The organism is Streptomyces avicenniae, from assembly GCF_000719135.1.
Lineage (GTDB): Bacteria > Actinomycetota > Actinomycetes > Streptomycetales > Streptomycetaceae > Streptomyces > Streptomyces avicenniae.
Genome location: NZ_JOEK01000001.1, coordinates 497,000 through 522,630, shown reverse-complemented (window position 1 = coordinate 522,630; position 25,631 = coordinate 497,000). Strand labels below are relative to the sequence as shown.

The 25,631-nt window shown below is 73.0% G+C and carries 29 protein-coding genes; 10 read left to right on the top strand and 19 right to left on the bottom strand.

Features of this window, described 5'->3' with window-relative positions; all coding sequences use genetic code 11:
* Positions 1–117 precede the first annotated feature (117 nt).
* Entirely contained in the window at positions 118–1,176 is a 1,059-nt protein-coding gene (locus tag IF27_RS02410) for a glycoside hydrolase family 26 protein (RefSeq protein WP_110945449.1), read from the top strand.
* Positions 1,177–1,288: 112 nt separating this feature from the next.
* A complete protein-coding gene (locus IF27_RS02405; protein WP_052847529.1) occupies positions 1,289–2,422 on the top strand; it encodes an NUDIX domain-containing protein in 1,134 nt (377 codons plus the stop codon).
* Here IF27_RS02405 and IF27_RS02400 read toward each other — a convergent pair.
* From IF27_RS02400 to IF27_RS02390, 3 genes are all read right to left on the bottom strand, one after another.
* The gene (locus tag IF27_RS02400; protein WP_223290881.1) at positions 2,412–3,773 is read right to left on the bottom strand and encodes a VWA domain-containing protein; all 1,362 of its coding nucleotides are present in this window, start codon (positions 3,771–3,773) and stop codon (positions 2,412–2,414) included. The two genes, IF27_RS02405 and IF27_RS02400, sit on opposite strands and share 11 nt — an antisense overlap.
* 139 nt (positions 3,774–3,912) lie before the next feature.
* Complete coding sequence (locus IF27_RS02395; protein WP_052847906.1) at positions 3,913–4,173, bottom strand: DUF4190 domain-containing protein; 261 nt, start codon at positions 4,171–4,173, stop codon at positions 3,913–3,915.
* A 134-nt stretch (positions 4,174–4,307) separates the two neighbouring features.
* Complete coding sequence (locus tag IF27_RS02390) at positions 4,308–5,582, bottom strand: MFS transporter (protein ID WP_052847528.1); 1,275 nt, start codon at positions 5,580–5,582, stop codon at positions 4,308–4,310.
* A 178-nt stretch (positions 5,583–5,760) separates the two neighbouring features.
* Here IF27_RS02390 and IF27_RS02385 point away from each other — a divergent pair, with 178 nt between their 5' ends.
* Together IF27_RS02385 and IF27_RS02380 are read left to right on the top strand one after the other, a co-directional pair.
* Positions 5,761–6,210, top strand: a complete 450-nt coding sequence (locus tag IF27_RS02385) for a MarR family winged helix-turn-helix transcriptional regulator (protein ID WP_052847527.1) — start codon at positions 5,761–5,763, stop codon at positions 6,208–6,210.
* Positions 6,211–6,357: 147 nt separating this feature from the next.
* Positions 6,358–6,768: a VOC family protein gene (locus IF27_RS02380; protein ID WP_052847526.1), complete on the top strand. Its 411-nt coding sequence runs from the start codon at positions 6,358–6,360 to the stop codon at positions 6,766–6,768.
* Between the two features lie 23 nt (positions 6,769–6,791).
* Here the strand turns inward: IF27_RS02380 and IF27_RS02375 are convergent, their stop codons facing one another.
* A complete protein-coding gene (locus IF27_RS02375) occupies positions 6,792–7,505 on the bottom strand; it encodes a helix-turn-helix domain-containing protein (RefSeq protein WP_052847905.1) in 714 nt (237 codons plus the stop codon).
* 26 nt (positions 7,506–7,531) lie between these two features.
* Here IF27_RS02375 and IF27_RS02370 point away from each other — a divergent pair, with 26 nt between their 5' ends.
* Positions 7,532–7,948: a VOC family protein gene (locus tag IF27_RS02370; protein WP_052847525.1), complete on the top strand. Its 417-nt coding sequence runs from the start codon at positions 7,532–7,534 to the stop codon at positions 7,946–7,948.
* On the opposite strand, the gene IF27_RS02365 is transcribed toward IF27_RS02370, so the two are convergent.
* The 7 genes from IF27_RS02365 to IF27_RS02335 all read right to left on the bottom strand — a co-directional run bounded on the left by IF27_RS02365 (position 7,894) and on the right by IF27_RS02335 (position 14,954).
* On the bottom strand, positions 7,894–8,799 hold the full coding sequence (locus IF27_RS02365) for a phosphotransferase family protein (RefSeq protein ID WP_190232769.1): 906 nt from the start codon (positions 8,797–8,799) through the stop codon (positions 7,894–7,896). The genes IF27_RS02370 and IF27_RS02365 overlap by 55 nt on opposite strands.
* A 20-nt stretch (positions 8,800–8,819) precedes the next feature.
* On the bottom strand, positions 8,820–9,248 hold the full coding sequence (locus tag IF27_RS02360; RefSeq protein ID WP_223290880.1) for a MarR family winged helix-turn-helix transcriptional regulator: 429 nt from the start codon (positions 9,246–9,248) through the stop codon (positions 8,820–8,822).
* 114 nt (positions 9,249–9,362) lie between these two features.
* Positions 9,363–10,526 carry a bifunctional glutamate N-acetyltransferase/amino-acid acetyltransferase ArgJ gene (gene argJ / locus IF27_RS02355; protein ID WP_052847522.1) on the bottom strand — a complete coding sequence of 388 codons (1,164 nt, stop codon included), beginning with the start codon at positions 10,524–10,526 and terminating at the stop codon, positions 9,363–9,365.
* 11 nt (positions 10,527–10,537) lie between these two features.
* Positions 10,538–11,221 carry a hypothetical protein gene (locus tag IF27_RS02350; RefSeq protein WP_052847521.1) on the bottom strand — a complete coding sequence of 228 codons (684 nt, stop codon included), beginning with the start codon at positions 11,219–11,221 and terminating at the stop codon, positions 10,538–10,540.
* 38 nt (positions 11,222–11,259) lie between these two features.
* Positions 11,260–12,336, bottom strand: a complete 1,077-nt coding sequence (locus IF27_RS02345; RefSeq protein WP_223290879.1) for a DNA polymerase III subunit beta family protein — start codon at positions 12,334–12,336, stop codon at positions 11,260–11,262.
* A gap of 32 nt (positions 12,337–12,368) precedes the next feature.
* The gene (locus IF27_RS02340) at positions 12,369–13,256 is read right to left on the bottom strand and encodes a Vgb family protein (protein ID WP_052847519.1); all 888 of its coding nucleotides are present in this window, start codon (positions 13,254–13,256) and stop codon (positions 12,369–12,371) included.
* Between the two features lie 66 nt (positions 13,257–13,322).
* Positions 13,323–14,954: an ABC-F family ATP-binding cassette domain-containing protein gene (locus tag IF27_RS02335; protein ID WP_052847518.1), complete on the bottom strand. Its 1,632-nt coding sequence runs from the start codon at positions 14,952–14,954 to the stop codon at positions 13,323–13,325.
* 128 nt (positions 14,955–15,082) lie between these two features.
* On the opposite strand from IF27_RS02335, the gene IF27_RS02330 reads away from it, so the two are divergent.
* The gene (locus tag IF27_RS02330; protein ID WP_052847517.1) at positions 15,083–15,715 is read left to right on the top strand and encodes a TetR/AcrR family transcriptional regulator; all 633 of its coding nucleotides are present in this window, start codon (positions 15,083–15,085) and stop codon (positions 15,713–15,715) included.
* On the opposite strand, the gene IF27_RS02325 is transcribed toward IF27_RS02330, so the two are convergent.
* Both IF27_RS02325 and IF27_RS02320 read right to left on the bottom strand, forming a co-directional pair.
* A complete protein-coding gene (locus IF27_RS02325; protein WP_110945448.1) occupies positions 15,694–16,050 on the bottom strand; it encodes a nuclear transport factor 2 family protein in 357 nt (118 codons plus the stop codon). The two genes, IF27_RS02330 and IF27_RS02325, sit on opposite strands and share 22 nt — an antisense overlap.
* Positions 16,047–17,033, bottom strand: coding sequence for a zinc-dependent alcohol dehydrogenase family protein (locus IF27_RS02320; RefSeq protein WP_052847903.1), 987 nt, complete (start codon positions 17,031–17,033; stop codon positions 16,047–16,049). The genes IF27_RS02325 and IF27_RS02320 overlap by 4 nt, the downstream gene beginning before the upstream one ends.
* A 207-nt stretch (positions 17,034–17,240) precedes the next feature.
* Between IF27_RS02320 and IF27_RS02315 the strand changes: the two genes are divergently transcribed.
* Both IF27_RS02315 and trxA read left to right on the top strand, forming a co-directional pair.
* Positions 17,241–17,687, top strand: a complete 447-nt coding sequence (locus tag IF27_RS02315) for a MerR family transcriptional regulator (RefSeq protein WP_052847516.1) — start codon at positions 17,241–17,243, stop codon at positions 17,685–17,687.
* Positions 17,654–17,989 (top strand): thioredoxin, encoded by a 336-nt coding sequence (gene trxA, locus IF27_RS02310; RefSeq protein ID WP_052847515.1) that lies wholly within the window; start codon positions 17,654–17,656, stop codon positions 17,987–17,989. The genes IF27_RS02315 and trxA overlap by 34 nt, the downstream gene beginning before the upstream one ends.
* Before the next feature lie 11 nt (positions 17,990–18,000).
* Here trxA and IF27_RS02305 read toward each other — a convergent pair whose 3' ends face one another.
* Positions 18,001–18,516 (bottom strand): MarR family winged helix-turn-helix transcriptional regulator, encoded by a 516-nt coding sequence (locus IF27_RS02305; RefSeq protein WP_052847514.1) that lies wholly within the window; start codon positions 18,514–18,516, stop codon positions 18,001–18,003.
* A 59-nt stretch (positions 18,517–18,575) separates the two neighbouring features.
* Between IF27_RS02305 and IF27_RS02300 the strand changes: the two genes are divergently transcribed.
* Positions 18,576–19,292, top strand: a complete 717-nt coding sequence (locus IF27_RS02300) for an SDR family NAD(P)-dependent oxidoreductase (RefSeq protein WP_052847513.1) — start codon at positions 18,576–18,578, stop codon at positions 19,290–19,292.
* 67 nt (positions 19,293–19,359) lie between these two features.
* On the opposite strand, the gene IF27_RS02295 is transcribed toward IF27_RS02300, so the two are convergent.
* Together IF27_RS02295 and dnaB are read right to left on the bottom strand one after the other, a co-directional pair.
* A complete protein-coding gene (locus IF27_RS02295) occupies positions 19,360–20,832 on the bottom strand; it encodes an MFS transporter (RefSeq protein WP_110945447.1) in 1,473 nt (490 codons plus the stop codon).
* A gap of 174 nt (positions 20,833–21,006) precedes the next feature.
* Positions 21,007–22,446: a replicative DNA helicase gene (gene dnaB, locus IF27_RS02290; protein WP_052847511.1), complete on the bottom strand. Its 1,440-nt coding sequence runs from the start codon at positions 22,444–22,446 to the stop codon at positions 21,007–21,009.
* A gap of 409 nt (positions 22,447–22,855) precedes the next feature.
* Here dnaB and IF27_RS02285 point away from each other — a divergent pair, with 409 nt between their 5' ends.
* Positions 22,856–24,187 (top strand): MATE family efflux transporter, encoded by a 1,332-nt coding sequence (locus IF27_RS02285; protein ID WP_052847510.1) that lies wholly within the window; start codon positions 22,856–22,858, stop codon positions 24,185–24,187.
* An 84-nt stretch (positions 24,188–24,271) separates the two neighbouring features.
* Here the strand turns inward: IF27_RS02285 and rplI are convergent, their stop codons facing one another.
* From rplI to IF27_RS02270, 3 genes are read right to left on the bottom strand one after another with little or no spacing between them, the layout of a single operon-like run.
* Positions 24,272–24,721: a 50S ribosomal protein L9 gene (gene rplI, locus IF27_RS02280; protein WP_052847509.1), complete on the bottom strand. Its 450-nt coding sequence runs from the start codon at positions 24,719–24,721 to the stop codon at positions 24,272–24,274.
* Positions 24,722–24,742: 21 nt separating this feature from the next.
* Positions 24,743–24,979, bottom strand: a complete 237-nt coding sequence (gene rpsR / locus IF27_RS02275) for a 30S ribosomal protein S18 (RefSeq protein ID WP_003978893.1) — start codon at positions 24,977–24,979, stop codon at positions 24,743–24,745.
* Between the two features lie 44 nt (positions 24,980–25,023).
* Positions 25,024–25,599 carry a single-stranded DNA-binding protein gene (locus tag IF27_RS02270; RefSeq protein ID WP_052847508.1) on the bottom strand — a complete coding sequence of 192 codons (576 nt, stop codon included), beginning with the start codon at positions 25,597–25,599 and terminating at the stop codon, positions 25,024–25,026.
* Between the last annotated feature and the right edge of the window lie 32 nt (positions 25,600–25,631).

Genomic DNA, 25,631 nt, shown 5'->3' with positions numbered 1-25,631 from the left:
GTGTGGGCGGACGAGTCCGCGATCGGTGCGGCGGAAAGCCTTCCGGCGGCCTAGTGAAGGGATGGTGTGTCCATCGGATCAAAAGCCTGGCGGTCGGCCACGAGGAGGAGTGCGGCCATGCGTCACCGGATTGCGCTCGGCGCCGTGGCGGCAGGTCTGCTCCTCGCCCAGGCGGCGCCCGCGACCGCCGCCGCCGGGGGAGGCGGGGAGAGCCGGGGCGGGGACGGCGGAACCGTGGGAAGGACCGCTCCGTTCGGCGCGTTCCTCGGCTCGGGGCCCGAGGGCGTCCGGCACCTCGCCGCCTGGGAGAAGTGGCTCGGCGGGACCGGGGCGACGGTGGGTCACACCTATCTCCCGGGCGACCTGTGGTCGAACATCGAGGGGCGCGAGGAGTTCCTCGCACCGTGTGCCGAGTGGCGCGGCGCGCAAAAAGAACGAATGTTCGTTCTCAATGTCCCGATGCTCGACCGGAGCGAGTCCCACCTCCAGGACGCCGAGGTGGCCCGCCTCCTCACCGCCGGGGCCGACGGCCGCTTCGACCGGCACTTCCGCACCCTGGCCGAACGCCTCGTCGCCCTCGGCCTCGCCGACACCGTGCTCGTCCTCGGCTGGGAGATGAACGGCACGACGTACACGCACCGCTGCGCTCCCGACCCGGCCGCCTGGCGCGCGTACTGGCGGCGGATCGTCACCACGATGCGGGACGTGGCAGGTCAGCGGTTCCGGTTCGACTTCGCCCCGAGCCGGGGACGCGACGCGATCCCGTGGGACCGCTGCTACCCGGGCGACGACGTGGTGGACGTCATCGGCCTCGACGCGTACGACCAGCCGCCGGGCGACAGTTTCGAGGATCACGTCGAGCAGCCGTACGGGCTGCGCTTCCACGCCGCGTTCGCCGCCGAGCACGGGAAGCCGATCTCGTTCCCCGAGTGGGGGCTCTTCAGGAACGGCGACAACACCGCCTACATGCGGGGCATGCTCGCCTGGATCGCCGAGCACCGGCCGCTCTACCACACGATCAGCGACTACTGCCCGCACGGCGTCTGGCTCTGCGGCGACAACCCCGAGGCAGCCCGGCTCTTCCGCACCGCGCTGACCGGCACGCCGGTCGGCGGCGGCAAGGACGCCGGGAAGGACACGCCACGGCGCGGGGCACGCCACACGGACGGCGCCTGACCCGCCCGCACGCCGGGCCGCCCCCGCGTCCGGCCGCCCGGCCGTGTCCTCCCGGCGAAACGGAGCGTTAGCCCTGAACCGGGCCTGTTTCCGCTCCCGTTGAAGGTGACACATGCATCGAGCCACACACACCGCCGCCCGACCCGTGCAGCTGCCACGGCAGCCCACCATGTCGAACGCCGAGTACGCGGCGTCCCGGCACACCGTGTGGCTCAGCGCGACCGCCGTGATCACCGACCCGTTCGGCCGCGTCCTCGTCGTCGAGCCGACCTACCGCGACACCCTGCTGCTGCCGGGCGGCGGCATCGAGGCAGGTGAGACACCGGCCGAGGGCTGCCGCCGCGAGATCGCCGAGGAGACGGGGCTCGGTCTGGAGCCGGGGCGTGTCCTCGCGGTGGACCATGTCAGCCCGGCGATCGAGGGCATCCCGGACGACCTCCCGTTCCCCGGCGACATCCACATCGTGTTCGACGGCGGCACCGTTCCCGAGGAGACGGCGGGACGGCTGCGGCTGCCCGCCGACGAACTGGCCGGCGCGCGCTTCCTGCCCGCCGGGGAGGCGGCCACGCGCATGGCGCGGGCCGAGGGGCGCAGGCTCCTCGCCGCGCTGCGGGCCCGCTGGGGGCAGCCGGGCCCCGTCTATCTCCAGGACGGACGGCACATCGGCCCGCTCCCCGCGCTGGAACGGCACGCCGTCCTCAGCCGCCCGCGCGCGTGCGCCGCGTGGCCCTGGCGTCCGGGGGCCGAGCTGCCGACCGCGCTGCCGCATGTCGCGTCGTCCGGCTGGCTGTTCGCACCGGACGGACGCGTCCTCCTCACGGTCGATCCCGCCGAACGCCTCGTCGTCCTGCCCGGTGGCCCCCTCGACCGGTGCGACGGCGGGGACCCCGGTGCCGCGCTCGTCCGCACGGCGGCCGAGGGAGCGGCGGCCACGATCGCCGATCCCCGGGTGCTCGGCCACGTGCGCGACGTCACGGGCGCGCATCACGGGCTCGGGCCCTGCGCCCGCGTCCGCATGGCCGCGCGCGTCCTCGGCATCGGGGCGGCGGCGCCCGATCAGGCGACCGGGCACACCCGCCCCCGGCTGCTGGCGACACCGGCCCAGGCCGCCGCGCTGCTCGGCTGGGGCCCCTCGGCCACGGCGCAGGCCGAGGCGGCGTCCGCCGTCGCGGCCGAACGGTGGGGCATCCCCGCCGCACCGGCGTCGGCCGTCTCGGAGGTCCCGGCCGCGGGGCTCAGCTGGTGAGGACGCCGATGCGGCGGGCCTCGGCCAGCCACGCGGGGAACTCGGACAACAGCCGTTCGTACAGTTCCTCGTCCGGCACCTTCGCGATGTCGGCCACGGAGAAGAAGCCGACGTTGTCGATGGCCCGGTCGGGGAGCGTGTCGAAGCGTTCCAGCATGCCGAAGCCCGCCGATCCGAGGCCGACGAACTGCCAGAAGACCGGCTGTGACGCGGCGGCCCGCAGTTCCTTCTCGATCAGGTTGTCGCGGTAGACGCCGCCGTCGGAGAAGAAGAGGACGAGGGTGGGCTCCGGACGGGGCGCCCCCTTGACGTAGTTCCTGACCTCCCGGATGACGAGCTGCTCCTCGTTGCCGAAGCCGATGCGGCCCATGTCCACCTGGCCGGAGCGCAGCTCGGCCGCCTTGGCCTTCTTGCGCCCAGGTGCGGTGAAGTTCGTCCCGCGAACGTGGAGTTCGAGCCATTCGGGCAGGTCGGCGAGGCGCAGGTCGGGGAGCCTGGCCGGCTTGCTGGCGAAGGTCCACGCCTGCATGCCCCCGTCGTCGTCGAGCGTCGCGGCGACGGCGGCCATCCGTTCCACGACGTCGTGGACGACCCGGTCGGTGTAGAGGCGGGCCATCGACCCGGACGCGTCCAGGACGAGGACCACGCGCGCCCTGACCCCGGCGGCGCCGCGCTTGGCGAGGCTGACGGTGATCTGCTCCTGGCGCAGGTCGAGCCGCTTCCGCATGTCCACCGGCAGGTGTTCCACGGCCTCGGCCGTGCCGGGACGGGCGGCGGTGTCCACCGCGCCGGGCCCGGGCGCGGGCGGCACACCGTCCCCGGCTGCAGGCCCGTCGTCCACGCTGATCCCGAAATCGGTGGCGAGACCGGCGAGTCCGCTCTCGTATCCCTGGCCGACGGCCCGGAACTTCCACCGCCCGTCGCGCCGGTACAGCTCGCCGCTGACGAACGCGGTCTCCGTCGTCGCCGCCATCTCGAAGACGGCAAGCTCCTCCCCGCCGCGCGCGTCGAGCAGCCGCAGCCGCAGGTCACGGAACCCGCCGAACGTACCGCCGTCCGCCGAGGCCGCGAGCACCACCCGCTCGACCACGGGCTCCAACCGTGCGAGATCCACCTCGACGGTGTCCGCGCCGCCGTGCTTGCCCAGGTGCCTGACGGCGCCTGAGGGGTGCGCGGGCTGGTTGTAGAAGACGAAGTCGTCGTCGCCGCGCACCGTGCCGTCCGCCGTCAGGAGCAGCGCCGACGCGTCCGCGTCCGGGGCGTCCGGCGCGACGGCCCAGCTGAGGACAGCTCGCACGGAGGCCACCTCGACCGGCACATTGGCACCCTTGGCCAGAGATATCGGAGTCACCCGGCCAGTCTGCAACAGGGCTCAGGAACGGCGACCCGCCGGTGCGGAACCACCGCGACCAGCGCAAGCCCCGGCACACCCGAGACCCACACCGCCGTCACAACGGTGCGGGCCCCGGACGTCGGCGGCGTGAGCGGCGTCAGCCGCCGATGTACCAGCCGCCGGAGTTCAGCGCGGCGATGGCGATCACCGCAAGGACGATGTCCACGACACCGAGGATGATGCCCGCCCTCGCCATGCCTGTCGGCGTTCTCCGCTGCGACATCGCACCGAGGACGATCGCGAGGACACCCAGGGGGATACCGGCGAGGAAAAGGCCGACGATGCCGCACACCAGGCTGGCCACCGCCATGGCGCTGCTGTTCTGACGGGCCGGGGAGCCCGCGTAGTGCCCTGCCATGTCCGCCTCCGTCATTCGCGTGGTTTGTGACGAAAGCTCCGTTACCCCCGATTCCTTTGCCCACACGCCTTGTTGGTCCGGTGCCCGCGATCGGCTCGCTCAGGCGCCCCCGCCGCCGGACGTCGCCAGGGCGCCTACGCGCTCCCAGGGAGCGGGGCGCTCTCCGGCCGCCGGGCGGCGGCGTCGGGTATCCGCTCCTGACCCGACGCGTTGACGATCCGGCTTCCGGCGACGGGCGTCCGCCGCTCCAGCCCGGCCGCGACGAAGGCCAGGGCCAGTGCGGCGAGAGCCATCCCCGCGCCGACCAGGTTGGGCATCGTCACGCCCGCGCCCGCCGCCAGGACGAGCCCGCCGAGCCAGGCGGCCAGGGCGTTGCCCAGGTTGAACGCGCCGATGTTGAGGGCCGAGGCGAGCGTGGGCGCGTGCGCCGCGTTGTCCAGGATGCGCTTCTGCAGGGGAGGCACCGTCGCGAACCCGAAGGCGCCGATGAGCATGAGGGTGACGGCGGCGGCGACCTTGTTCTCCGCCGTGACGGTGAACAGGGCCAGCAGCGCGGCCAGACCGGCGAGCGTCACGTACAGCAGGGGCATCAGCGCCCGGTCCGCGAGGCGGCCTCCGACGAGGTTGCCCACCACGAGCCCCACCCCGAAAAGGATCAGCAGCCAGGTGACGCTGGACTCGGCGTACCCGGCGCCCTCGGTCATCATCTCCGCGATGTAGGTGATCGCCGCGAACACGCCGCCGAAGCCGAGGACCGTCATGGCCATCGCGAGGAGCACCTGCGGATGGCGCAGGGCGGCGAGTTCCCCGCGCAGCCCAGCAGCGCCACCGGCCCGGCCGCTCGCGGCGGCGTCGGTACGGCCCGCGTCACGGGGGACGAGCGTCGTGACGCCGAGCAGGGCGACGAGCCCGATGACCGCGACGGCGGCGAAGGTCAGCCGCCAGCTCACCTGCTGGCCGAGGAGCGTACCGAGCGGGACGCCCACGACGTTGGCGACCGTCAGCCCGGTGAACATCAGGGCTATCGCCCCGGCCCGCTTCTCCGGCGCGACGAGCCGGGCGGCGACCACGGAGCCGATGCCGAAGAACGCGCCGTGTGCCAGCGAGGCGATCACGCGCCCCGCGAGCAGCACCCCGAAGGAGGGGGCGACGGCCGACACCGCGTTGCCGACGGTGAAGAGAACCATCATCAGCATGAGCATCCGCCGAGGCGCCACCTTGGCCCCCGCTATTGCCATGACCGGCGCGCCGACCATGACACCGAGCGCGTATCCGGTGGCCGTGAAGCCGGCCAAGGGTGTGGAGACGTCGAACTCGGCCTCGAATTCCGGCAGCAGACCCGTCACCACGAATTCCGTGGTGCCGATGCCGAACGCTCCTACGGCGAGTGCCAGGAGTGCGATGGGCATGGCGGGAACACCTTTCTGTGCGATCACGACGAGCCGGCTCCGGACGCGAGCCCGCCCTCACGAGCAGTTTCCGACCGCTCGAACAGTAATTGCACACGCCCACTACATGCAAGCGCCGTCTATTTCGCTTGTGGGCTATCCTGGGGACACGCCGCGGGACACACGACCTGGAGGGGCCATGACGCGTCCGGAGCCGACCCTCGCCCAGGGCTGGTGCGCCCTGTCCACCCTCCACAACCGGATCGAGGCGCACATCGAACGCGCCCTCCAGCCCGCGCACGCGCTGAGTACCCGCGAGTACTCGGTGATCAACGTCCTCAGCCAGCAACACGACGGCGACGGCGGCCACTTCCGGATGAACGAACTGGCCAACGCGGTCGTGCTGAGCCAGAGCGCCACCACCCGCCTCGTGAACCGTCTGGAGGACCGCGGCCTGCTGACCCGCTATCTGTGCCCCGACGACCGGCGCGGCATCTACACCGACATCACCCCGGAGGGCCTGCGCCTCCTGGAAGCGGCCCGCCCCACCCACGACACCGCCCTGCGCGAGGCCCTGGAGGAGGCCGAGCAACAGGCCGACCTCGCCCCCCTCGTCGCGGCCGTCCGCGTCCTCCAGCCGACGGGCTGATCCCTCCCGCGTCACCTTCTCGATCCACATGCTCACCGAGAGTAGTCGAGGGGTCCGACAACGGCGCCCGGCGGTCGGACAAGGACGCCGGGCGACACGGCCGAATCCTTCAAGACCCCAGGTCAGACGGCTGCGTAGCCTGCGGGCATGACTCCTCGACTCGACCTGTTCGGCATCATCACCGACGACCTCGCCGCCTCCCTCGCCTTCTACCGCCGCCTCGGGCTCGACATCCCCGAAGGCGCCGAGAAGGACCCGCACATCGAGATCACCCTCCCCGGCGGGCACCGCCTGGCCTGGGACACGGCGGACACGGTCCGCACGTTCCTCCCCGACTGGACCCCGCCCCGGGGCGGCCACCGCATCGGCCTCGCCTTCCTCTGCGACGGCCCGGGCGAGGTGGACGCGCTCTGGAACGAACTCACCCTCGCCGGGTACGACGGCGAGAAGGCCCCCTGGGACGCCTTCTGGGGCCAGCGCTACGCCATCGTCAAGGACCCGGACGGCAACCCCGTGGACCTCTTCGCCCCGCTCCCCCAGGTCGCGAGCCCCAGCTGAGCCGTGCGCGACCGACGGGCGGATCAGCCGAACCCGGCGCGCAGCTCCGTCCAGGGCACGCCCGTCAGGTCCCTGACCTCCCGCGCCATGTGCGCCTGGTCCGCGTACCCGGCCCGCACGGCGACGACCGCCGCCGGCTCGTCGGCCAGCCGTACGGCCCGTTGCAGGCGCAGCACGCGCCCCAGCGTCTTCGGCCCGTACCCGAACGCCGCGACGCTCCGCCGCCTGAACTGCCGCTCGCTCCACCCGAGCAGACGCGCCGTGGCCGCGACGCCGTGCCGCCCGTCCAAGGCGGCGACCGCCGTCCCCAGCCACGCCCCCGGCGGGGCGGCGGAGCCGCCCAGCAGCCCGGCGGCCACCGATTCGAGCGCCGCCGCGACGTCCGCGTCGCCGACCGCCTCCGCCTCACCCACGCGCGCCGCCAGTTCACGCACCCGGCGCGACGGCAGCAGCACGTCCAGGTCCGCCCCTTGATCCGTCAGCTCATCCGCAGGCACGCCGAACGCCACGGGCCCCACCCCCGGCGCCAGCCGTACGCCCGCCACACGGGTGGCGCCCTCCCCCGAGCCCCCAGTCACGAACGCCCGGGTGTCCGGGCCCGCCACCCGCAGCCCCGCGCCGTCCCACAGCAGGTCCATACAGCCGTCGGGCAGCACGCGCTTGGCCCGGGGCAGCACGCTGACCCACACCTTCGCACCACCAAGCACCGCAAGCCGCGCCGCACGTTCCCGGTACACGCCGTCCAGCATGGCACGCTGCTGCTGTGCGCCATCTAGGACTGATCACCCTCCTCGTCCCCGACTACGACGAGGCCATCGCCTACTACACCGGGATCCTCGGCTTCGAGCTGCGGTCGGACCTGCCCGTCCACGAGCCCGGCAGGCCCAACAAGCGCTGGGTCGTCATCGCCCCGGGTCCCGACGCCCAGACCGGGCTGCTGCTCGCCCGCGCGGACGGCGAGCGCCAGACCGCGCGGGTCGGCGACCAGAGCGGCGGCCGTGTCGGCTTCTTCCTCTACACGGACGACTTCGACGCCGACCACAGCCGCCTCAAGAAGGCCGGGGTGACCTTCGAACAGCAGCCACGCAACGAGCCGTACGGCCGCGTCGCCGTCCTCACCGACCGCTACGGCAACCGCTGGGACCTCATCGAACCGGCGCCGGGGAAGAGCCCGGCGTAGTGCCGGAGGAGTTCGAGCAGCCGGTTCGCCGGCTGCGCGCTCCAGTGCGCCGTCTGCGGACGGGGCGGGTCGGCCAGCCGGGGAACGGCCCAGCTCAGGTGGTGCCACAGGACGCGTGCCCACCACACGTCCGCCTCGTCCGCCCGCACGCCGTAGCCCGCCAGGACGTCGGCCACACCGCGCGGCGGCACCTTGGCGAACTCGACGGCGGGATCGGTCACCACCGCGTCGCCCCAGTCGATCAGCGCGGTCAGGCCGCCGCCGTCCGGGCCGCCGACCAGCAGGTTCAGGGCGGACACGTCCCCGTGGATCAGCACGGGCTCGGGCGGCGCGGCCGGGATCCGCGCCGCGAGGTCGTCGAACCAGCCCGCGAGCCAGTCGGCCAGGCCCGCGCTCAGATAGCCCTCGGAAGCCAGCCGCTCGACGCCCGGCCTCGGATCGCCCCCCGCGTCGTCCACCGGCACGCCGGGAAGCGAGGGCAGCGGGCGGGCGCCGTGCAGCAGGGCGAGCTGACCGCCCAGTTCGCGGTGCACGGCGGGGGACGGCTCGCCGCCGTCGGGCACGGCGCCCGGCGCGCGGCGCAGCAGCAGGTACGGCAGCTCCGAGTCGTCGCCGAACTCGACGATCTCGGGCGTCCGTACGCCGAGCCCGGCCGCGTACGGGATGACGACGGCTTCCTTGCGCAGGTCGGCGGCGAGCGCCGGGTCGCGGTGCGCGATCTTCAGCACGAGCCCGTCCCCGAGCAGCCATACCGTGGCCGCCGCGCCCTGCACCGGGGACCGGGTCACGCGCGCGGCGGACAGGCCGTGGCGCCGCGCGGCGTCGAGGGCGATGTCCCGGAGTAACGGCACGGAACCGTCGCGGGCCCCCGTCACTGGGCGACCCCGGCGCCCGCCCCGCCGCCCGCTTCGTGGAGCAGACCGAGCAGCCGGACGAGTTCGGTCCGCTCCGGTTCCGTCAGCGGCGCGAGCAGGTCGGCCTGCGCGCGGGCCAGCACCTCGTCCGCGCGTGCCAGATGCCGGGCACCCGCCGTGGTTATGGTGATCACGTTGCGCCGCCGGTCGGCCGGGTCGGGATCGCGCACGACGTACCCGTCACCCGCCAGCTCGTTGATGGCGGCGACGACGTCGCTGCGGTCGATGCCGCACCGCCGCCCCAGCAGCGCCTGACTCGACGGGCCGAACTCCGCCAGCGCCGCCAGCAGCGCGTAGTGGTACCGCCGTGCCCCCATGCCCGCGAACGCCTCGCCGACCAGCCGCCCCGCATGCGTCGCCACATGCGTGAGAAGCCAGCTCGGCATGGCCCGAAGCCGGGCCGGGGCTCGATCCGTGGCCGCCGTCTCCATGGCCCGACCCTAACGCCTTCCTCGGACACCGCCCCCGGAATCCTCGGGCAGAGGCGGTGAACACGGCGGTCAGGTCGTGTAGTCGGCGTTGATCCGGATGTAACCGTCGGTCAGGTCGCACCCGAGGACCGTGGCCCGCCCGTCCGCGATGCCGAGGGTGACGCCGATCTCCACCTCGTCCTGGCTCATGACGCGCGTCAGCTCGGCCAGCACCTCGTCGCTCTGTTCGGCGGGGTAGACCTCGACCGCGCCGAACCGCACGGCGACCTTCTCCTGGTCGATGTCGGTGTCGTCCGCGTTCTTGCCGATGGCCATCACGACGCGGCCCCAGTTCGGGTCGGCCCCGTGGACCGCGGTCTTGACCAGCGGCGAGTTCACCACGCTCTTGGCGATCCGCTTGGCCTGCTCCCGGTCGCGCGCGCCCTCGACGGTCACGCGCAGCAGCTTCGACGCGCCCTCGCCGTCGCGCGCCAGCTGCTCCGCCAGGTCGAGGCACACGGCCCGCAGCGCCGCCGCGAAGTCGTCAGGCGCGACCGGGCCCGCCGCGCCGTTCGCGAGAATCGCGACCGTGTCCGAGGTGGACGTGTCGGTGTCGATGCTGAGCGAGTTGAACGTCTCGTCCACCGCCGCGCGCAGGGCCGCGTCCAGCTGCTCGGGCGTGACCAGGGCGTCCGTGGCGAGGTAGGCGAGCATCGTGGCCATGTCGGGCTCGATCATCCCGACGCCCTTCGCGACGCCGACGATCCGCGCGCCGCCGACCGCGCGCTCCGCCGTCTTCGGCCGCGTGTCGGTCGTCATCATGGCGCGCGCGACGGTCAGCGGCGTCGCGTCGAACGGGCCCCACTCGGCCGTCAGCCGGGCACGGACCGGGTCCATGGGCAGCGGACGGCCGATGACGCCCGTCGAGCTGATCAGGACCTCGTCCGGCGCGAGGCCGAGCGCGTCGGCCACGTGGGCGACGACCTCGGCGGCGTCCGCCGCGCCCTGGGCGCCCGTGGCCACGTTCGCGTTCTTCGCCAGGGTGACGACGGCGCGCAGCCGCCTGCCCGCGGCGTGCCGCCTGCTGAGGACGACGGACGGCCCGGCGAACCGGCTGCGCGTGAACATCGCCGCGCTGACCGAGGGCAGGTCCGAGACGATCACCGAGAGGTCGTCGCCCTGGTCCCGCAGGCCCGCGTGCGCGGTGAACGCGCGGAATCCGGCAGGCCACTCCACCGCATCACTATTCGACATGCCGCATATTCTTACATGGCCCGCGCGACTCGTCCAGAGGTGGCGGGATCGGCGAGGTCGGCGAGTGCGCGGGCGGCCGTCGCCTGCTCCTCGCCGGGCAGCGAACGTCCGGCATGGAGCATGTGGAGCGCCGTGGTCAGCCGCGCGCGGTCCTCGTCCGTGCCCAGATCGCCGACGTACGCGGGCAGGAGCACGGCCAAGGCCTTCAGGTCCGCACGGGCGCAGAGGGACGCCAGCAGGCCGGCCAGCGCCTCATCGCCCGCACGGGCCGCCGGGGCGCGGGCGGTGTCGCGCAGCCCTTGGGCGATGGCGTAGCGGGTCCAGTCGGCGTACGGCCCGGGAGGGACGTCGCCCATGTGCTCGGCGGCGCGCGAGAAGTGCTCGCGCGCCGCCGCCGTGTCCCCGAGGTCACGGTGGGCCTGCCCGAGGTTGAGGTGCAGCGACGGGTAGAAGGCGCTGACACGTTCGTCGCCGACGGCGTCGGCGCGGCGCAGGCACTCCTGGTTCCAGCGCAGTGTCTCCGCGGGCGTCGGCTGATGGCGCGCCAGGTAATGCGCGGCGACGCATGCGTCGTAGTCGTCCGTTGCGCTTTCCCACGCGCGAAGGAACAGGGCGCGGGCGTCGTCGGCGCGGCCCTGCGCCTCGGCCTGCATTCCTTCGCCGCATAGGCGAACGACGGGGTTCTGAGGGTCCATGCGTTTCTCCCGGGTTCTGGGTCAAGGGTGGGCGGGGGTCAGCTCGGCGGATCGGGTGCGCTGCGTACGGGCATCACGAGCGTGGTGAAGGTGCCCTGGTCGGCCGAGCGCACCACGACGGGGCCGTAGGACGACGACACCTCGAACAGCACGTCCGGCCCCACCCCCGCCTCCAGGGCTGCGAGCAGCACGGACGGGTCGAACGCGAGCCGCACGGGCGGCCCGGTACGGACGACGCGCGTGGGCTCCGGGCCGCCGGTGCCGTCGTCGAGCACGAACGCGGCCTCCCGTCCCGCCGCCTCCCGCACCGCCTCGGCCAGCGCCGCGCGGTCGTGGATCAACCGGGTCGTCACCGGTGGCATCCCGTCGAGGACCATCCGGTACGACGGGTACGCGCCGTCCGCCACCGGCAGCTCGCGCCCGGAGTCCACGCCCTCGCCCGACAGCCGTGCCGAGGCGTCCTCGACCGTGATCCTCACCTCGGGCAGGCGCAGCGCCCAGGCCGCCGCGGACACCAGCTCCTCCGGCGGCACGAGGACCTGCGTCGGCCCGCCCGTCACCCGTTCCGTGTGCAGCACCCGGACGGCCAGCCGGTAGCGGTCGGTCGCGACCAGCCGCACGTCCTGGCCCGTCAGCTCGACCAGCACGTGCCCCAGGACCGGGAAGCGCGCCCGCGCCTCACCCGACGCGGCGGCGGGCGCCACCTGCCGGACCGCGCTCGCCAGCTCGGCCGCACCGACCCACGCGTCGGCGCGCCGCGCGGCGACAGGCAGCTCCCGCAGCACCTCCTCGATCGCCGCCTCCGCCGCGACGGCCGTACGCCGAGTGCGTCGCGCGTGCTCCGTCAGCACCCGCCGTGCCTCGTCCGGCCCGTCGTCCAGCACCGCCCGCGCATCGACCAGCGGCAGCCCGGCGGCCCGCAGCCGCCGGACCGTGACGGCGCGGTCCACCTGCTGCGGCGCGTACCAGCGGTAGCCGGTCGCCGCGTCCACACGGGCGGGCCGCAGCACGCCGCAGTCGTCGTAGAAGCGCAGCGCGCTCGGCGTCAGGCCGACGCGCCGGGCGAAGACGCCGATGCTCAGCAGCCCGCCGCCCGTGTCCCCCGCGTCACTCACGTCCCTCGCATCCATGACACGAGAGTGCGGGTTCAGGCCGCTTGAAGGTCAAGCCGCGCCACCTGGCCGCTCTCCAGGGCGACGTACAGCGCTCCGTCCGCGCCGAACGCCAGGCCGTGCGGCTCCGCCGTGCCCGACGGCAGCGCGTACTCCCGCACCGTGCCGTCCGCTCCCACGTGGCCGACGCTGCCCGCCGCCCACTGCGTGAACCAGCAGCCGTCGCCCCCGGGGTCGGTCACCACGGCGTGCGGGCGCGCCGCGCGGTCGGGCAGCGCGTACTCCGTCACCGCCCCGTCCGCAGTGATGCGCCCGATCTGCCCTGCGCCGATCTCGACGAACCACATGGCACCGTCCCCGCCACGCGTGAGCCCGACCGGTGCGGCCCCTTGCGTGGGCAGGGGGAACACGGTGGTGCCACCACCCGGGACATGACGCCCGATGGCGTCCGCCTGGTTGAGGGTGAACCACAGCGCGCCGTCCCGCCCCGGCGCTATGGCCGAGGGGTACGCGCCCTGGACGGGCAGCGGGTGTTCCGTGACCTGTCCCTCCACGGTGATGCGCCCGATGCGGTCCGCGTTCAGCTCGGTGAACCACACGGCACCGTCCATGCCCGCCACGAGCCCGTACGGCCCGCTCTCCGGCGTCTGAACGGTGTAGGACGACGCGTGCCCCTCGACCGTGATGCGCCCGATGCGGTGGTCCCCGTACCTGCTGAACCACAGTGCACCGTCCGGCCCCGGCGCGATCATGGTGGGGCGACTGCCCGGGGCGTCGAGCCCATAGCGGTCCACCCGGCCGTCGATTCCCAGGCGCGCGATCTCACCACTGTGCACCAGGGTCAGCCACAGTGCACCGTCGGAACCCTGCGTGATTCCGTAGGGCCCCTTGCCCGGGTCGCCCAGTGGGATGAGTGTGAACATGCCGTCCTTTCGTCGCGGTCGTTCGGATTGTTCGCGTCGTTCCGGAGTTCCGGCCCCCGCGGGTCGTCACCGTGCCTCCTCGTACTGGTCCCGCCGCGTCAGCTCCAGCCGCTCGCCGCGCCAGCGCCGCCGCAACAGCCGGTCGTGGCTGACCACGACGAGCGCGCCGCCGTAGCCGTCGAGCGCCGTCTCCAGCTCCTCCACCAGCCCGAGGGACAGGTGGTTGGTCGGCTCGTCCAGCAGCAGCACGTCGGCCGGTTCGGCGAGGAGCCGCGCGAGCGCGAGGCGCTGCCGCTGACCCGCCGACAGGCCGCCGACCGGCACGGTGAGCTGCTCAGGCGCGAACAGACCGTAGGAGAGGAGCCGCGCCGCGTGCTCCTCGGGCGTGCCCGCCCGCCCGTGGGCGAACGCCGCCAGCAGCGTCTCGCCCGGCCGCCCCGGCAGGGGGTCCTGCGGCAGGTACGCGACCCGGCCGCGCCGGGCGACGTACCCCGCGTCGGGCTCGGTCACCCCGGCGAGGACGTCGAGCAGGGTGCTCTTGCCCGACCCGTTCGGCCCGGTGACCAGCAACCTGCCGCCCGGCGCGAGGGCGAGCCCGACCGGCGCCAGCCGTCCGGCAACTGCGACGCCCTCCGCGTCCAGCACGGTGCCGGGCCGCGCGTCCCCGGCCGCCGCGGCGAACGCGCCCGGGGCGAACCTGAGCGGTTCGGGCGGCGGGGGCACCGGGTCGGCGAGAAGCCTGCGGATACGTTCCTCCGCGTTGCGCACCCGGCTCGCCACCGACTGCTGGACCCGGCCGCCGTGCCGGTCGTACGCCATCTTGTTGCCGTCCTTCATGGCGCGGCCGGGGGCGACGCGGCGTGCGGTCGTGGCGGCGGTCCTGCGGTGGCCGGCCAGCTCCTCCTCCCAGTCCTCCCGCGCCTGCTCCCAGCGCCGCCTGGCCGCGGCGCGCTCGGCCAGGTAGCCGGCGTAGCCGTTCCCGTACCGGACGACGGTGCCACGGTCGGCGTCCACCTCCAGCAGGCCGTCGGCGACGCGTTCGAGGAAGACGCGGTCGTGGGAGACGGTCACGAGGGTGCCGCGCCTGGCGACCAGATGGTCCTGGAGCCAGGTGAGGGCGTTGTCGTCGAGGTGGTTGGTCGGCTCGTCGAGGAGCAGCACCTCGGGCGCCGCGGACAGCAGCGCGGCGAGTCCGAGCCGGACGCGCTGGCCGCCGGAGAGGCTGCCGACGCGGCGGTCGTGGGACAGTCCGCGCAGGCCGAGGCCGTGCAGGGCGCGCTCGACGCGGGCGTCCGCGTCGTAGCCGCCGCGCAGTTCGAAGACGGTCAGCAGCTCGCCGTACTCGGCGAGGCCGGTCTCGTCGCCGCGTCCGAGCGCCGCTTCGAGGCGGCGCATCCGGCGTTCGACGGCGCGGAGTTCGCCGAGTGCGCCGTCGATGACCTGGGCGACGGTGAGCGCAGGGGCGAGCTGTCCGTCCTGCGGCAGGTAGCCGATGCCGCCCTCCGCCTGGCGGACGACGCCGCCCGCGTCCGGTCGCTCGTCACCGGCGAGGAGGCGCAGCAGGGTCGTCTTGCCCGACCCGTTCTCGCCGATGATCCCCGTGCGTCCGCCGGTGGGGAACGCGCAGGTGACGGCGTCAAGGACGCGTCGGCCGCCGTAGGACTTCGTGAGGTCGCGTGCGCTGATCTGTGTGGGCATCCAGGTGCTCCCGTGCGTGGTGGATCGGTGTGGCCGACGGCCGCGGGGCCGGGTGAACACGCTGGACGAGCACCGGAATGACTCCTTCGAGGCGACTAGAGCGACGATTGTCGCGTTAGCATGATGGCATGGAGCCCGATTCCCCGGCAACCACGAAAGACGCCGCCACGCCCGCCCGGCGCCCCGGCGGGCGGAGTTCCCGCGTCAGGGAGCAGGTCGTCGCCGCCGTGCTCGCCGACCTGGTGGAGCGCGGGTTCGACGGCATGTCCATCGACACCGTCGCCGCCCGCTCCGGCGTGCATCGCGCCACCGTCTACCGCAGGTGGCGGGACGTCGGGGGCCTGCTGGCCGAGGCGTTGGACGCCACGAGCGCCGACGACTGGCCGCCCCCTGACACCGGCTCCCTCGCCGGTGACCTGCTGGCGCTGAACGACGAGGTGTACGCCGCGCTGACCGAGGCGCCGCCGGTGGCGCGTGCCCTGATCGCCGCCTCGTTCCGCTCCGGCGAGGCCGCGCGGGCGCTGGAACGTCTCTGGGACGACCGGTACGCGCGCTGCGAGGTCATCGTGGCCCGCGCCGTCGGCCGGGGCGAGGCCGCGCCCGACACCGACGCGCGGCGGTTGCTCGTCGCCGCCACCGCGCCGCTCTACCACGGGCTCGTCCTGCTGCGGAACCCGCCGGATCCCGACCTGCCCGCCCGCGCGGCCGAGGACGCGGCGCTGGCCGCGCGGGCGGGGGCCTACCGGTCGAAGAACGCGTAGAGCCGCCGGACGCGTCCTCCGGCGAAGACGGCCACATCGGTCCCCGACGCGACCGCCCGGCCGCCCGGCGGGCCGAAGTGCCAGGTGAAGCGCGCCTGTTCGTGGTGCGCGTCCACCGGCCCGGCCAAGGAGAACGCGAGGTCGGTCGGCCTGCCCTCGGCCAGGCGCCCGAAGAGCGCCGCGACGGCGTCGCGGCCCCGCGCGTCGTCGTCCGGGTCGGTGTAGCGGCAGTCCTCGGTGAAGACCTCGGCCACCAGCGCGCCGCGCCGCGCGCCGTCCCGTTCGTTGATCGCGTCGATCAGCCGCGCGATCACCGCGGCGTGCCGTGCGCTCACGGGACCGTCACCACGATCTTGCCGACCTGGCCGTTGCCCTCCAGGTACGTGTGCGCCGCGGCGATGTCGTCGAAGCCGAACGTCCGGTCGATCACCGGGGTGAGCGCCCCGGAGCGGAGCCCGGCGAGGACGAAGTCCTGGCCGCGTCGCAGCGCCTCGGGGTCCTCGACGACCAGATGGACGGCGTACCCGTACATCCGCAGCGGCCAGTTGCGCGGCATCGGCATGGGCCGGTCGTCCAGCCAGCCGTAGACGACGAGGACGCCGCCGCGCGCGACCGCGAGGGCGAGTGCGGTGAGCCCGGGGCCGCCGACCGCGTCGAGCACGACGTCGGCGCCGCGTCCGGCGGTCAGGTCGCGCACCCGGTCGGCCAGGTCGTCGCCCGCCGCGAGCACGTGCTCGGCACCGGCCGCGCGCAGCTGGTCGCCCTTCACGTCCGGGCTGCGCGTGACGGCGATCGGCACGGCGCCGAGGTGGCGGGCGGTCTGGACGGCGGCGAGCCCGGCGGAGCTTGAGGCGGCCGTGACGACCACCGTGCCGCCCGGCCGCACCCCGGCGACCTCGACCAGCGCGCCGTAGGCGGTCAGGTGCGAGATCCACAGTGCGGCGCCGGTGACGGGGTCCACGTCGGCCGGGCGGCGCAGCACCGAGCCGACGGGGACGGTGACCGTCTCGCCGTACACGCCCTGGGTGGACATCACGGGTCCGATCACCAGCACGCTCACCGCGTCCCCCGGCGCCACCTCCGTCACGCCGGGGCCGACCGCCTCGACGACGCCGGACGCCTCCCCGCCGAGGCGCGAGGCGGGGAGGGTCGCGTCGTACCAGTAGCCGCCGTCCCGGAAACGGGCCTCGCCGCGGTTGAGCCCGATGGCCTGCACCCGTATCCGCACCTCGCCCGCGCCGGGCTCCGGCGTGGGCAGCTCGGCGAAGCGCAGCACCTCGGGGCCGCCCAACTCGTCGAACAGCACGACTCTGCTCATGTTCCCGTCCCTCTCCCGGTCGGACAGAACGCCGCACATTTCCTGCACGGTGTTCAGTTTTCATATAGCGCACTTTAATAGAACGCCGTGCAGAGTCAAGCGGGGAGAGTGGCGCCGCTCACCCGGGAAGGGGCACGCCGACGCTGGCGTTGACGCCGACGTCAACGGTTAGCGTCGTGGGCGACCACCTCGACGGAAGGGGGCTCGATGCGTATCGGAGAACTGGCGGCCCGCGCGGGCACGACGCCGCGCGCGCTGCGCTACTACGAGACACGCGGCCTGCTTCCCGCACGGCGCGACGCCCAGGGGCATCGCACCTACGGCGAGGACGACCTGCGGCTGCTCCGGCAGATCCACGCCCTCCAGGCGTTCGGCTTCGGCCTGGAGGAGACGCGGCCGTTCGTGGAGTGCCTGCGCGCCGGGCATCCGACCGGCGACACCTGCCCGGCCTCCCTCGACGTCTACCGGAGCAAGCTCGCCGAACTGGACGCCTGCATCGCCGAGCTGAACGCGGTACGCGAGACCGTGCGCGAGCGGCTGCTGCTCGCCTCGGCGAGCGCCGCGCCGGAACCCCGCTGCGAGTTGGTCCCCCCGCAGACCGATCGAGAGGAGACCGAGCCGTGCAGCACACCGCGACCCATGTCACCGAGGTGACCGACGAGAGCTTCGCCGCCGAGGTGCTCGCCGCAGACCTGCCCGTCCTGGTGAAGTTCACCGCCGACTGGTGCCCGCCGTGCCGGATGATCGCCCCGGTGCTCGCCGAGATCGCGCGCGAACGCGTCGGCGAGCTGAAGATCGTCAGCCTGGACGTGGACCATCACCCGCGCACGGCCGCGGCCTACGGCGTGCTGTCCATGCCGACGCTGATGCTCTTCCGCGCGGGCGAGCCGGTGAAGTCGCTGGTCGGCGCCCGCTCCAAGCTCCGCCTGCTCCAGGAGCTGTCCGACGTGCTGTGACGGCCCGCCGCTCACTCGGCGGTACGGGCCCGTACGTCGGTGAAGAGGTGGTCGAGCAGCAGCGCGAGCGCCGCCCGTTCCTGCGTGGACAGCGAGGCGATGAGCGTCACCTCCCGCTCCAGCACCGCGTCCACGGAACGCTCGACGAGTGCGTGCCCGGCGCGCGTCAGGGTCACCTCGACCGAACGGTGTCCCTCCGCGCCGGGCGCCCGGGTGACGAGCCCCTGCCGCTCGGCGCGCGCCACGCGCTGCGAGACCGCCCCGGCCGTCACAAGCGTCCGCCGCGCGATCTCCCGGGTCGTCAGGACGTACGGCGCGCCGGACCGCCGCAGGACCGAGAGCAGGTCGAGCGTCGCCGCGTCGATGCCCGCCTCACGCAGCACGCGGGCCCGGTCGTCCGAGAACAGCTTCGCGAGCCACAGGATCGGCGTCACGATCTCGATCGATCCGGTCGGTGTCCCGGGCCGCTCCCGCTGCCAGGCGGCGGCGATCTCGGTGACGGGGTACGGCGCCCGCAACTCGCCCATGGCACCGTCTCCTCTGTCCTAGAATCATTTAGGTCTAAACATTAGCAGAGGAGCGCGAGATGCCCCGAATCGTCCTCATCACCGGCGGTACCAGCGGAATCGGTCGCGCCACCGCCCAACTGTTCGCCGCCGCCGGGGCCGAGGTCACGATCACCGGCCGCAGCCCCGGGACCGTCGAGGCCACGGCGAAGTCCATCGGTGCGCGGGGGATCGCCTGCGACGGCACGGACCCCGAGCAGATCGCCGCACTCGCGGAGCAGTTCACACACGTCGATGTGCTGGTCAACGCGGCGGGCGGCCTCGCCGATCCCCCGACGGACGGTCTGTCACCCATGGCGGCCCACGCGGCGCGGTGGCGCGCGGATCTGGAGCTGAACCTCCTCAGCGCGGTGCTCACCACCACCGCGTTCCAGGAGAAACTGGCCGAGGGCAGTGCCGTGATCAGCATCGGCTCCATCGGCGCGGAACGGCGTGGCGGCTCCTACGGCGCGGCCAAGGCCGCGCTCTCGGCCTGGCACACCTTTCTGTCCGCCCAGTTGGCCCCGCGCGGGGTGACCAGCAATGTCATCGCGGCGGGCTTTGTCGATGAGACCAATTTCTTCGGGGGCGCGCTCAGCGATGCCCGGCGCACGGCGCTGGTCGAGGAGACCCACAACAAGCGGCCGGGGACACCGGCGGACATCGCGGAGACGGCGTTCTTCCTCGCCTCGCCGGGCGCCCGGCACATCACGGGACAGACGCTTCATGTGAACGGTGGAGCCCATACGACACGTTGACGGCTTTTCCCGCGAGTGCGGTGTTTCACGTGAAACACCGCGCTCGTCCGGACTCGCCCGCCCGTCGCTATGCCTCCGCCGTGCCCACACCGACCTCGCCGTCGGCCGGAGACCGTGCACCGAGCTGACCGGCGACGGCGGTGCTGGTGGTGGCGCCGACCCTGCGGGCACGCCCGGCCAGCAGAACGATCAGGAGGGTCGGCACGAACAGCAATCCGAAGGCTGCTCGGTAGCCGACCAGTTCGGCCACGCCGATCCCCAGGCCCGCGGTGAGCACGCCGGAGGACAGGGCCATGACCGTGACCTGCCCCAGATTTTGGTTGGTCTGCATCGCACTGCTCGCGTAGCCCTGCCGACCGAGCGGACTGTGCGCGAGGGACAGCACCGTCAGGGAGGGCGCCAGCAGTCCCATGCCGACCGCTGCCACCGGCATCGCAGAGGCGGCGGTGAGAGCCGGTACTGCGGGGAAGGTCCCCAGCACGGCCAGCGCGACCGCCACCACCATCACGAGCGCGCCCACCGCGACCAGCCGATGCCGGGGCTGGTCCTCCAGCAGGCGCCCCTGCACCCAGGAGGCGGCGGCCCACGTCACGGCGGCCCCGGTGAACGCCAGGCCGATCCCCACCCCGGTCACCCCCCGCTCCGTGATCAGCATCAGCGGCACGAACGCCTCGATCGTGAAGTACGTTCCGGCGGCCAGGCCGTGCAGCAACACCGTGGCCGGGAGACCGCGGACCGCCCGCCATGTGCCCCGGGGCAGCAGCCGTGGCGCGAACAGCACGAGAAGACAGGCGCCCCCGGCCGCGAAGAGCAGGTGCCGCGCGTCCCAGCCGGACACGCCGTACTGCCCCAGCGCGGCCCCCAGGCTCACCAACGAGGCGAGCAGCAACGGCGGACGGGACGCGGCGCCGTCCGGCGGCTCGGCCCTCCTGTGCCAGGAATCACCCCGCAGCACACCCACCAGCACGAGCGCCGGAACCAGGGTCAGAGCGGCCAGGCCGAAGAACACCAGCCGCCAGGACCACCACTCGGACACCAGCCCGGCCACCGGAGGCCCCGCCAGCGACGGGACGATCCAGCACGCGCTCATCAAGGCCAGCACACGGGGCCGCAGCCGTTCCGGGTACGTCTGGCCGATGGCCGTGTTGATCGCCACCGCGACCATGCCCGCGGCCAGCCCGTCGAGGAAGCGCCCGCCCGCGAGCTGCCAGATGGACGTGCTGGTCGCCGAGACCACCAGGGTGACCACCGTCAGCGCCAAGCCCGCCGCCAGCGGGCCGCGCGCCCCGGAGCGGTCCGCCCAGTGACCGCTGAGGACCCCGCCCAGCAGGCTCGCCGCCACGAAGCAGCCCGCCACCAGCGGGAACAGGGAGACGCCGTCCAGGTCCCGCGCCGCCGTCGGGAGGATCGGGATGACGGCGAGGGCCGCGAAGCCGGTGAGGAACATCACCGCGGCGAAGCTGGCTGTGGCGGTCCTGTGGCGCCGAGAGAATATGCCCTCCTCGGCGGCCTCGGACCGCGCGGGCGCACCATCGACCATTGTCATCCGTCCAGTTCAGACCGTCACCGCAGGTATCCCGAGGTCGGACGCGCCACGCGCCGCCGGTCACGAGCACTTACGCTAGGGGGCGGACGCTCCCGCGGGCCAGGCTGTTTCGGCCCTGCACAGGCCACGCGCCCCCGGGTGCCGAGATGCACGGCCGAACACCTCGGCTCAGAAGCCGCCTTCCATGTTCACGAAGCGGGAGTAGTGGCCCTGGAAGGCGACGGTGATGGTGGCCGTCGGGCCGTTACGGTGCTTGGCCACGATCAGGTCGGCCTCCCCCGCGCGCGGGGACTCCTTCTCGTAGGCGTCCTCACGGTGCAGCAGGATGACCATGTCGGCGTCCTGCTCGATGGAGCCCGACTCCCGCAGGTCGGACACCATCGGCTTCTTGTCGGTGCGCTGTTCGGGACCACGGTTCAGCTGCGACAGCGCCACCACCGGGACCTCCAGCTCCTTCGCGAGGAGCTTGAGGTTCCTGGACATCTCCGAGACCTCCTGCTGACGGCTCTCCGGCCGTCTGCTGCCGCCGCTCTGCATGAGCTGGAGGTAGTCGATGACGACAAGCTGGAGGTCACTGCGCTGCTTCAGCCGACGGCACTTCGCCCGGATCTCCATCATCGAGAGGTTCGGCGAGTCGTCGATGAAGAGCGGCGCCTCGTTCACCTCGGCCATCTGGCGGGCCAGCCGGTTCCAGTCCTCGTCCGTCATGCTGCCCGAGCGCATGTGGTGCAGCGCCACCCGGGCCTCGGCCGAGAGCAGGCGCATGGCGATCTCGTTGCGCCCCATCTCCAGGGAGAAGATCACGCTGGGCAGTTTGTGCTTGATCGAGCAGGCGCGCGCGAAGTCGAGGGCCAGGGTGGACTTTCCCATCGCGGGGCGGGCGGCGATGACGATCATCTGGCCGGGATGCAGCCCGTTCGTCAGGGAGTCGAGGTCGGTGAAGCCGGTGGGCACACCGGTCATCTCGCCGCTGCGGTTGCTGATGGCCTCGATCTCGTCGAGCGCGCCCTCCATGATGTCGCCGAGCGGCAGGTAGTCCTCGGCGGTGCGCTGCTCGGTGACGGCGTAGATCTCGGCCTGGGCCGAGTTGACGATGTCATCGACGTCGCCGTCCGCCGCGTATCCCATCTGCGTGATGCGCGTCCCCGCCTGCACCAGGCGACGCAGGACGGCGCGGTCGTGGACGATCTCGGCGTAGTACTCGGCGTTCGCCGCCGTGGGGACCATGTGGACCAGCGAGTGCACGTACCCGGCGCCACCGACCTTGGCCAGTTCGCCGCGTTTCGTCAGCTCGGCCGCGATGGTGATCGGGTCGGCCGGCTCGCCCTTGGCATAGAGATCCAGGATGGCGCTGTAGATCATTTCGTGCGCCGGCTTGTAGAAGTCCTGGCCGCGCAGGACCTCGACCACCTCGGCGATCGCGTCCTTCGAGAGCAGCATGCCGCCGAGGACGGACTGTTCCGCGGCGAGGTCCTGTGGGGGCAGACGTTCGAACGCGGAGCGTTCGTCCATGCCCTCCTCGGCGCTCTGCCGAGGCCGTGCGACCTCCGCGTGCTCCTCCGACCCGAGGTCGTCCCACGAGGGTCCCGCGTGTTCGAGATCAGCCATCGATCCCGCCTCCTCCCGGCCCGGAAATCCGCCGTGCTGTCCTTCTTTGATACGGCACAGCTCTGACATCCAGCGGCCGGTGCGGGCACCTACGGTACGGGCACACGAGGGGAGGACCAACCAAGTTATCCACAGGCTATGTGGATTTCAGATCAGACCCTGTGGATGACGGCCCGATTCCTGTGGACGAAGCGGTGGACAACCGGGGCGCGCCTGTGGAGAACCTGACCAAGATCATCTAAAAAGCCCTCTGACCTGCACTTTTACCGATCCACGCCCACGGCCGGAAAAAAGTTGGGGATCGAGTACCGGAACGGACCGAACACTGCGCGCGGACATGTCACCACGTCCGCCAGGTAAGGACTCAGTACCCATTGCATCTATTACCTGTGGATGTTTGGATCACCCCATGCCCGCCCCTGTCCCCACCCGACGCCGTCAGGACCGGGAGATCCTCGCACTCGCCCTGCCCGCCTTCGGCGCCCTGGTCGCCGAACCGCTCTTCCTGATGGCCGACAGCGCCATGATCGGTCACCTCGGGACCCCGCAGCTCGCGGGTCTCGGCGTCGCCGCGGCGCTCCTCGGCACCGTCGTGAACGTCTTCGTCTTCCTCGCCTACGCGACCACCGCGGCCGTGTCCCGCAGCATCGGCGCCGACGACCCGGCCACCGCCATCCGCCGTGGGATGGACGGCATCTGGCTCGCCCTGCTCCTCGGGGCCGTCCTGCTCGCCGTCGTCCTGCCGACCGCGCCCGCCCTGGTCGATCTCTTCGGCGCCTCCCCGACCGCCGCCCCCTACGCGACGACCTACCTGCGCGTGAGCGCCGTCGGCGTGCCCGCCATGCTGATGGTCCTCGCCGCCACCGGAATCCTGCGCGGACTGCAGGACACCCGCACGCCCCTGTACGTCGCCCTCGCCGGTTTCACGGGAAACATCGCGCTCAACGCGCTCTTCGTCTACGGCCTGGACCTCGGCATCGCCGGATCGGCCTGGGGCACCGTCCTCGCGCAGTTCGGCATGGCCGCCGCGTACCTCCGCGTCGTCCTCAGGGGAGCCCGCGCGCACGGTGCCGACCTGCGGCCCAGCGCCGTGGGCATCCTCGGCAGCGCCAGGGCCGGGATCCCGCTGCTGGTGCGCACGCTCTCGCTGCGCGCCGTCCTCCTGCTGACCACCGCCGTGGCCGCCCGCCTGGGCGACGCCGACATCGCCGCCCATCAGATCGCGCTGACCGTCTGGACGCTCCTCGCCTTCGCCCTGGACGCCATAGCGATAGCGGGCCAGGCCATCATCGGGCGCTACCTCGGCGCGGGCGACGCCACGGGCGCGCGCTCCGCCTGCGCCCGCATGGTGCGCTGGGGCATCGTCTCCGGCACCGTGCTCGGCGCGCTGACGGCCGCGGCGAGCCCCGTGCTGCTGCTCCTGTTCACGGGTGACGCCGACGTACGCGACCACCTGCTGCCGGTCCTCCTGGTGGTGGCGCTCTGCCAGCCGGTCGCGGGGATCGTGTTCGTCCTGGACGGCGTCCTGACGGGAGCGGGCGACGGGCCGTACCTGGCGCGGGCCATGCTGCTGACGCTCGCGCTGTTCACCCCCGCCGTGCTCCTGGTACGCCCGCTGGGCGGCGGGGTCACGGCGCTGTGGTGGGTCTTCGGCGGCCTGATGATGGCCATCAGGCTCGTCACGCTGACCCTGCGCGCGCGGACGGGCCGCTGGGTGGTCACCGGAGCCGCACGCGCCTGAGACGGCGCGGGGACCGGCCCGCCCACGCCCCGTCGCACGACGATGGCCGCGCCCCGCCGAAGCGGGACGCGGCCATCGGACGTGTCACTTCGCGGCGTCCACCTGGAGGCCGACGTTCGCGACGACCTCGGGGTGCAGCCGGACGGAGATCCGGTGCGTGCCGAGGGCCTTGATCGGGGTGGTCAGCTCGATGCGGCGCTTGTCCACGTCGGGACCACCGGCCGTCTTCACGGCCGACGCGATGTCCGAGGGGGTCACCGAGCCGAAGAGCCGACCGCCGGTACCGGCGCGGACCTTCAGCCGGACCGTGACGCCCTCCAGCTGGCTCTTGACCTCGTTGGCCTGCTCGATCGAGGCGATCTCGCGGATCTTGCGACCGCGCCTGATCTGCTCGACGTCCTTCTGGCCACCACGGGTCCAGCGGATCGCCACGCCGCGGGGCAGCAGGTAGTTACGGGCGTACCCGTCCTTCACCTCGACGACGTCGCCGGGCGCGCCGAGGCCGGAGACCTCATGGGTCAGGATGATCTTCATGATGCGTGAACCACCCTGTCCTTATCGCGCGGTCGAGGTGTAGGGGAGCAGCGCCATCTCGCGGCTGTTCTTGACCGCCGTGGCGACATCGCGCTGGTGCTGGGTGCAGTTGCCGGTCACCCGGCGGGCACGGATCTTGCCGCGGTCGGAGATGAACTTCCGCAGCAGGTTCGTGTCCTTGTAGTCAACGTAGGAGATCTTCTCCTTGCAGAAGACGCAGACCTTCTTCTTGGGCTTGCGCGCAGGCGGCTTCGCCATGGTGTTTCTCCGGTGAGTTCAAACAGAAGTGTGGATGAGAGCCGTCAGAACGGCGGCTCGTCCGAGTAGCCACCGCCGGAGCCACCGCCCCAGCCGCCACCGCCGCCGCCCTGGCCACCGCCCTGCTGGCCGCCGGCCGGGGCACCGGTGGCCCAGGGGTCGCCCGCGGGCGCTCCCTGACCACCACGGCCGCCCTGGCCGCCACCGCCCTCAGGACCGCCCCAGCCGCCACCGCCGCCGCCCTGGCCGCCGCGCCCGGTGGCACGGGTGACCTTGGCCGTGGCGTTGCGCAGGCTGGCGCCGACCTCGTCCACCTCAAGCTCGTAGACCGTGCGCTTGACACCGTCGCGGTCCTCGTAGGTCCGCTGCTTGAGGCGGCCCTGCACGATGACGCGCGTCCCCTTGGTCAGGGACTCGGCGACGTTCTCCGCCGCCTGGCGCCAGACCGAGCAGGTGAGGAAGAGGCTCTCGCCGTCCCGCCACTCGCTGGTCTGCCGGTCCAACACGCGCGGGGTGGACGCGACACGGAACTTCGCGACCGCCGCCCCGGACGGGGTGAAGCGCAGCTCGGGGTCATCGACCAGGTTGCCGACGACCGTGATGACGGTCTCGCCTGCCATTGGGGGAACCTCTCGGCGGGGGTTAACTGCTG

What these genes read in the sequence shown, in the direction of transcription:
- IF27_RS02410 (WP_110945449.1), top strand. Translation starts at nt 118, where the DNA reads ATGCGTCACCGGATTGCGCTCGGCGCCGTGGCGGCAGGTCTGCTCCTC.
- IF27_RS02405 (WP_052847529.1), top strand. Translation starts at nt 1,289, where the DNA reads ATGCATCGAGCCACACACACCGCCGCCCGACCCGTGCAGCTGCCACGG.
- IF27_RS02395 (WP_052847906.1), bottom strand. Translation starts at nt 4,173, where the DNA reads ATGGCAGGGCACTACGCGGGCTCCCCGGCCCGTCAGAACAGCAGCGCC.
- IF27_RS02390 (WP_052847528.1), bottom strand. Translation starts at nt 5,582, where the DNA reads ATGCCCATCGCACTCCTGGCACTCGCCGTAGGAGCGTTCGGCATCGGC.
- IF27_RS02385 (WP_052847527.1), top strand. Translation starts at nt 5,761, where the DNA reads ATGACGCGTCCGGAGCCGACCCTCGCCCAGGGCTGGTGCGCCCTGTCC.
- IF27_RS02380 (WP_052847526.1), top strand. Translation starts at nt 6,358, where the DNA reads ATGACTCCTCGACTCGACCTGTTCGGCATCATCACCGACGACCTCGCC.
- IF27_RS02360 (WP_223290880.1), bottom strand. Translation starts at nt 9,248, where the DNA reads ATGCCGAGCTGGCTTCTCACGCATGTGGCGACGCATGCGGGGCGGCTG.
- argJ (WP_052847522.1), bottom strand. Translation starts at nt 10,526, where the DNA reads ATGTCGAATAGTGATGCGGTGGAGTGGCCTGCCGGATTCCGCGCGTTC.
- IF27_RS02350 (WP_052847521.1), bottom strand. Translation starts at nt 11,221, where the DNA reads ATGGACCCTCAGAACCCCGTCGTTCGCCTATGCGGCGAAGGAATGCAG.
- IF27_RS02340 (WP_052847519.1), bottom strand. Translation starts at nt 13,256, where the DNA reads ATGTTCACACTCATCCCACTGGGCGACCCGGGCAAGGGGCCCTACGGA.
- IF27_RS02335 (WP_052847518.1), bottom strand. Translation starts at nt 14,954, where the DNA reads ATGCCCACACAGATCAGCGCACGCGACCTCACGAAGTCCTACGGCGGC.
- IF27_RS02330 (WP_052847517.1), top strand. Translation starts at nt 15,083, where the DNA reads ATGGAGCCCGATTCCCCGGCAACCACGAAAGACGCCGCCACGCCCGCC.
- IF27_RS02320 (WP_052847903.1), bottom strand. Translation starts at nt 17,033, where the DNA reads ATGAGCAGAGTCGTGCTGTTCGACGAGTTGGGCGGCCCCGAGGTGCTG.
- IF27_RS02315 (WP_052847516.1), top strand. Translation starts at nt 17,241, where the DNA reads ATGCGTATCGGAGAACTGGCGGCCCGCGCGGGCACGACGCCGCGCGCG.
- IF27_RS02305 (WP_052847514.1), bottom strand. Translation starts at nt 18,516, where the DNA reads ATGGGCGAGTTGCGGGCGCCGTACCCCGTCACCGAGATCGCCGCCGCC.
- IF27_RS02300 (WP_052847513.1), top strand. Translation starts at nt 18,576, where the DNA reads ATGCCCCGAATCGTCCTCATCACCGGCGGTACCAGCGGAATCGGTCGC.
- IF27_RS02295 (WP_110945447.1), bottom strand. Translation starts at nt 20,832, where the DNA reads ATGGTCGATGGTGCGCCCGCGCGGTCCGAGGCCGCCGAGGAGGGCATA.
- dnaB (WP_052847511.1), bottom strand. Translation starts at nt 22,446, where the DNA reads ATGGCTGATCTCGAACACGCGGGACCCTCGTGGGACGACCTCGGGTCG.
- IF27_RS02285 (WP_052847510.1), top strand. Translation starts at nt 22,856, where the DNA reads ATGCCCGCCCCTGTCCCCACCCGACGCCGTCAGGACCGGGAGATCCTC.
- rplI (WP_052847509.1), bottom strand. Translation starts at nt 24,721, where the DNA reads ATGAAGATCATCCTGACCCATGAGGTCTCCGGCCTCGGCGCGCCCGGC.
- rpsR (WP_003978893.1), bottom strand. Translation starts at nt 24,979, where the DNA reads ATGGCGAAGCCGCCTGCGCGCAAGCCCAAGAAGAAGGTCTGCGTCTTC.
- IF27_RS02270 (WP_052847508.1), bottom strand. Translation starts at nt 25,599, where the DNA reads ATGGCAGGCGAGACCGTCATCACGGTCGTCGGCAACCTGGTCGATGAC.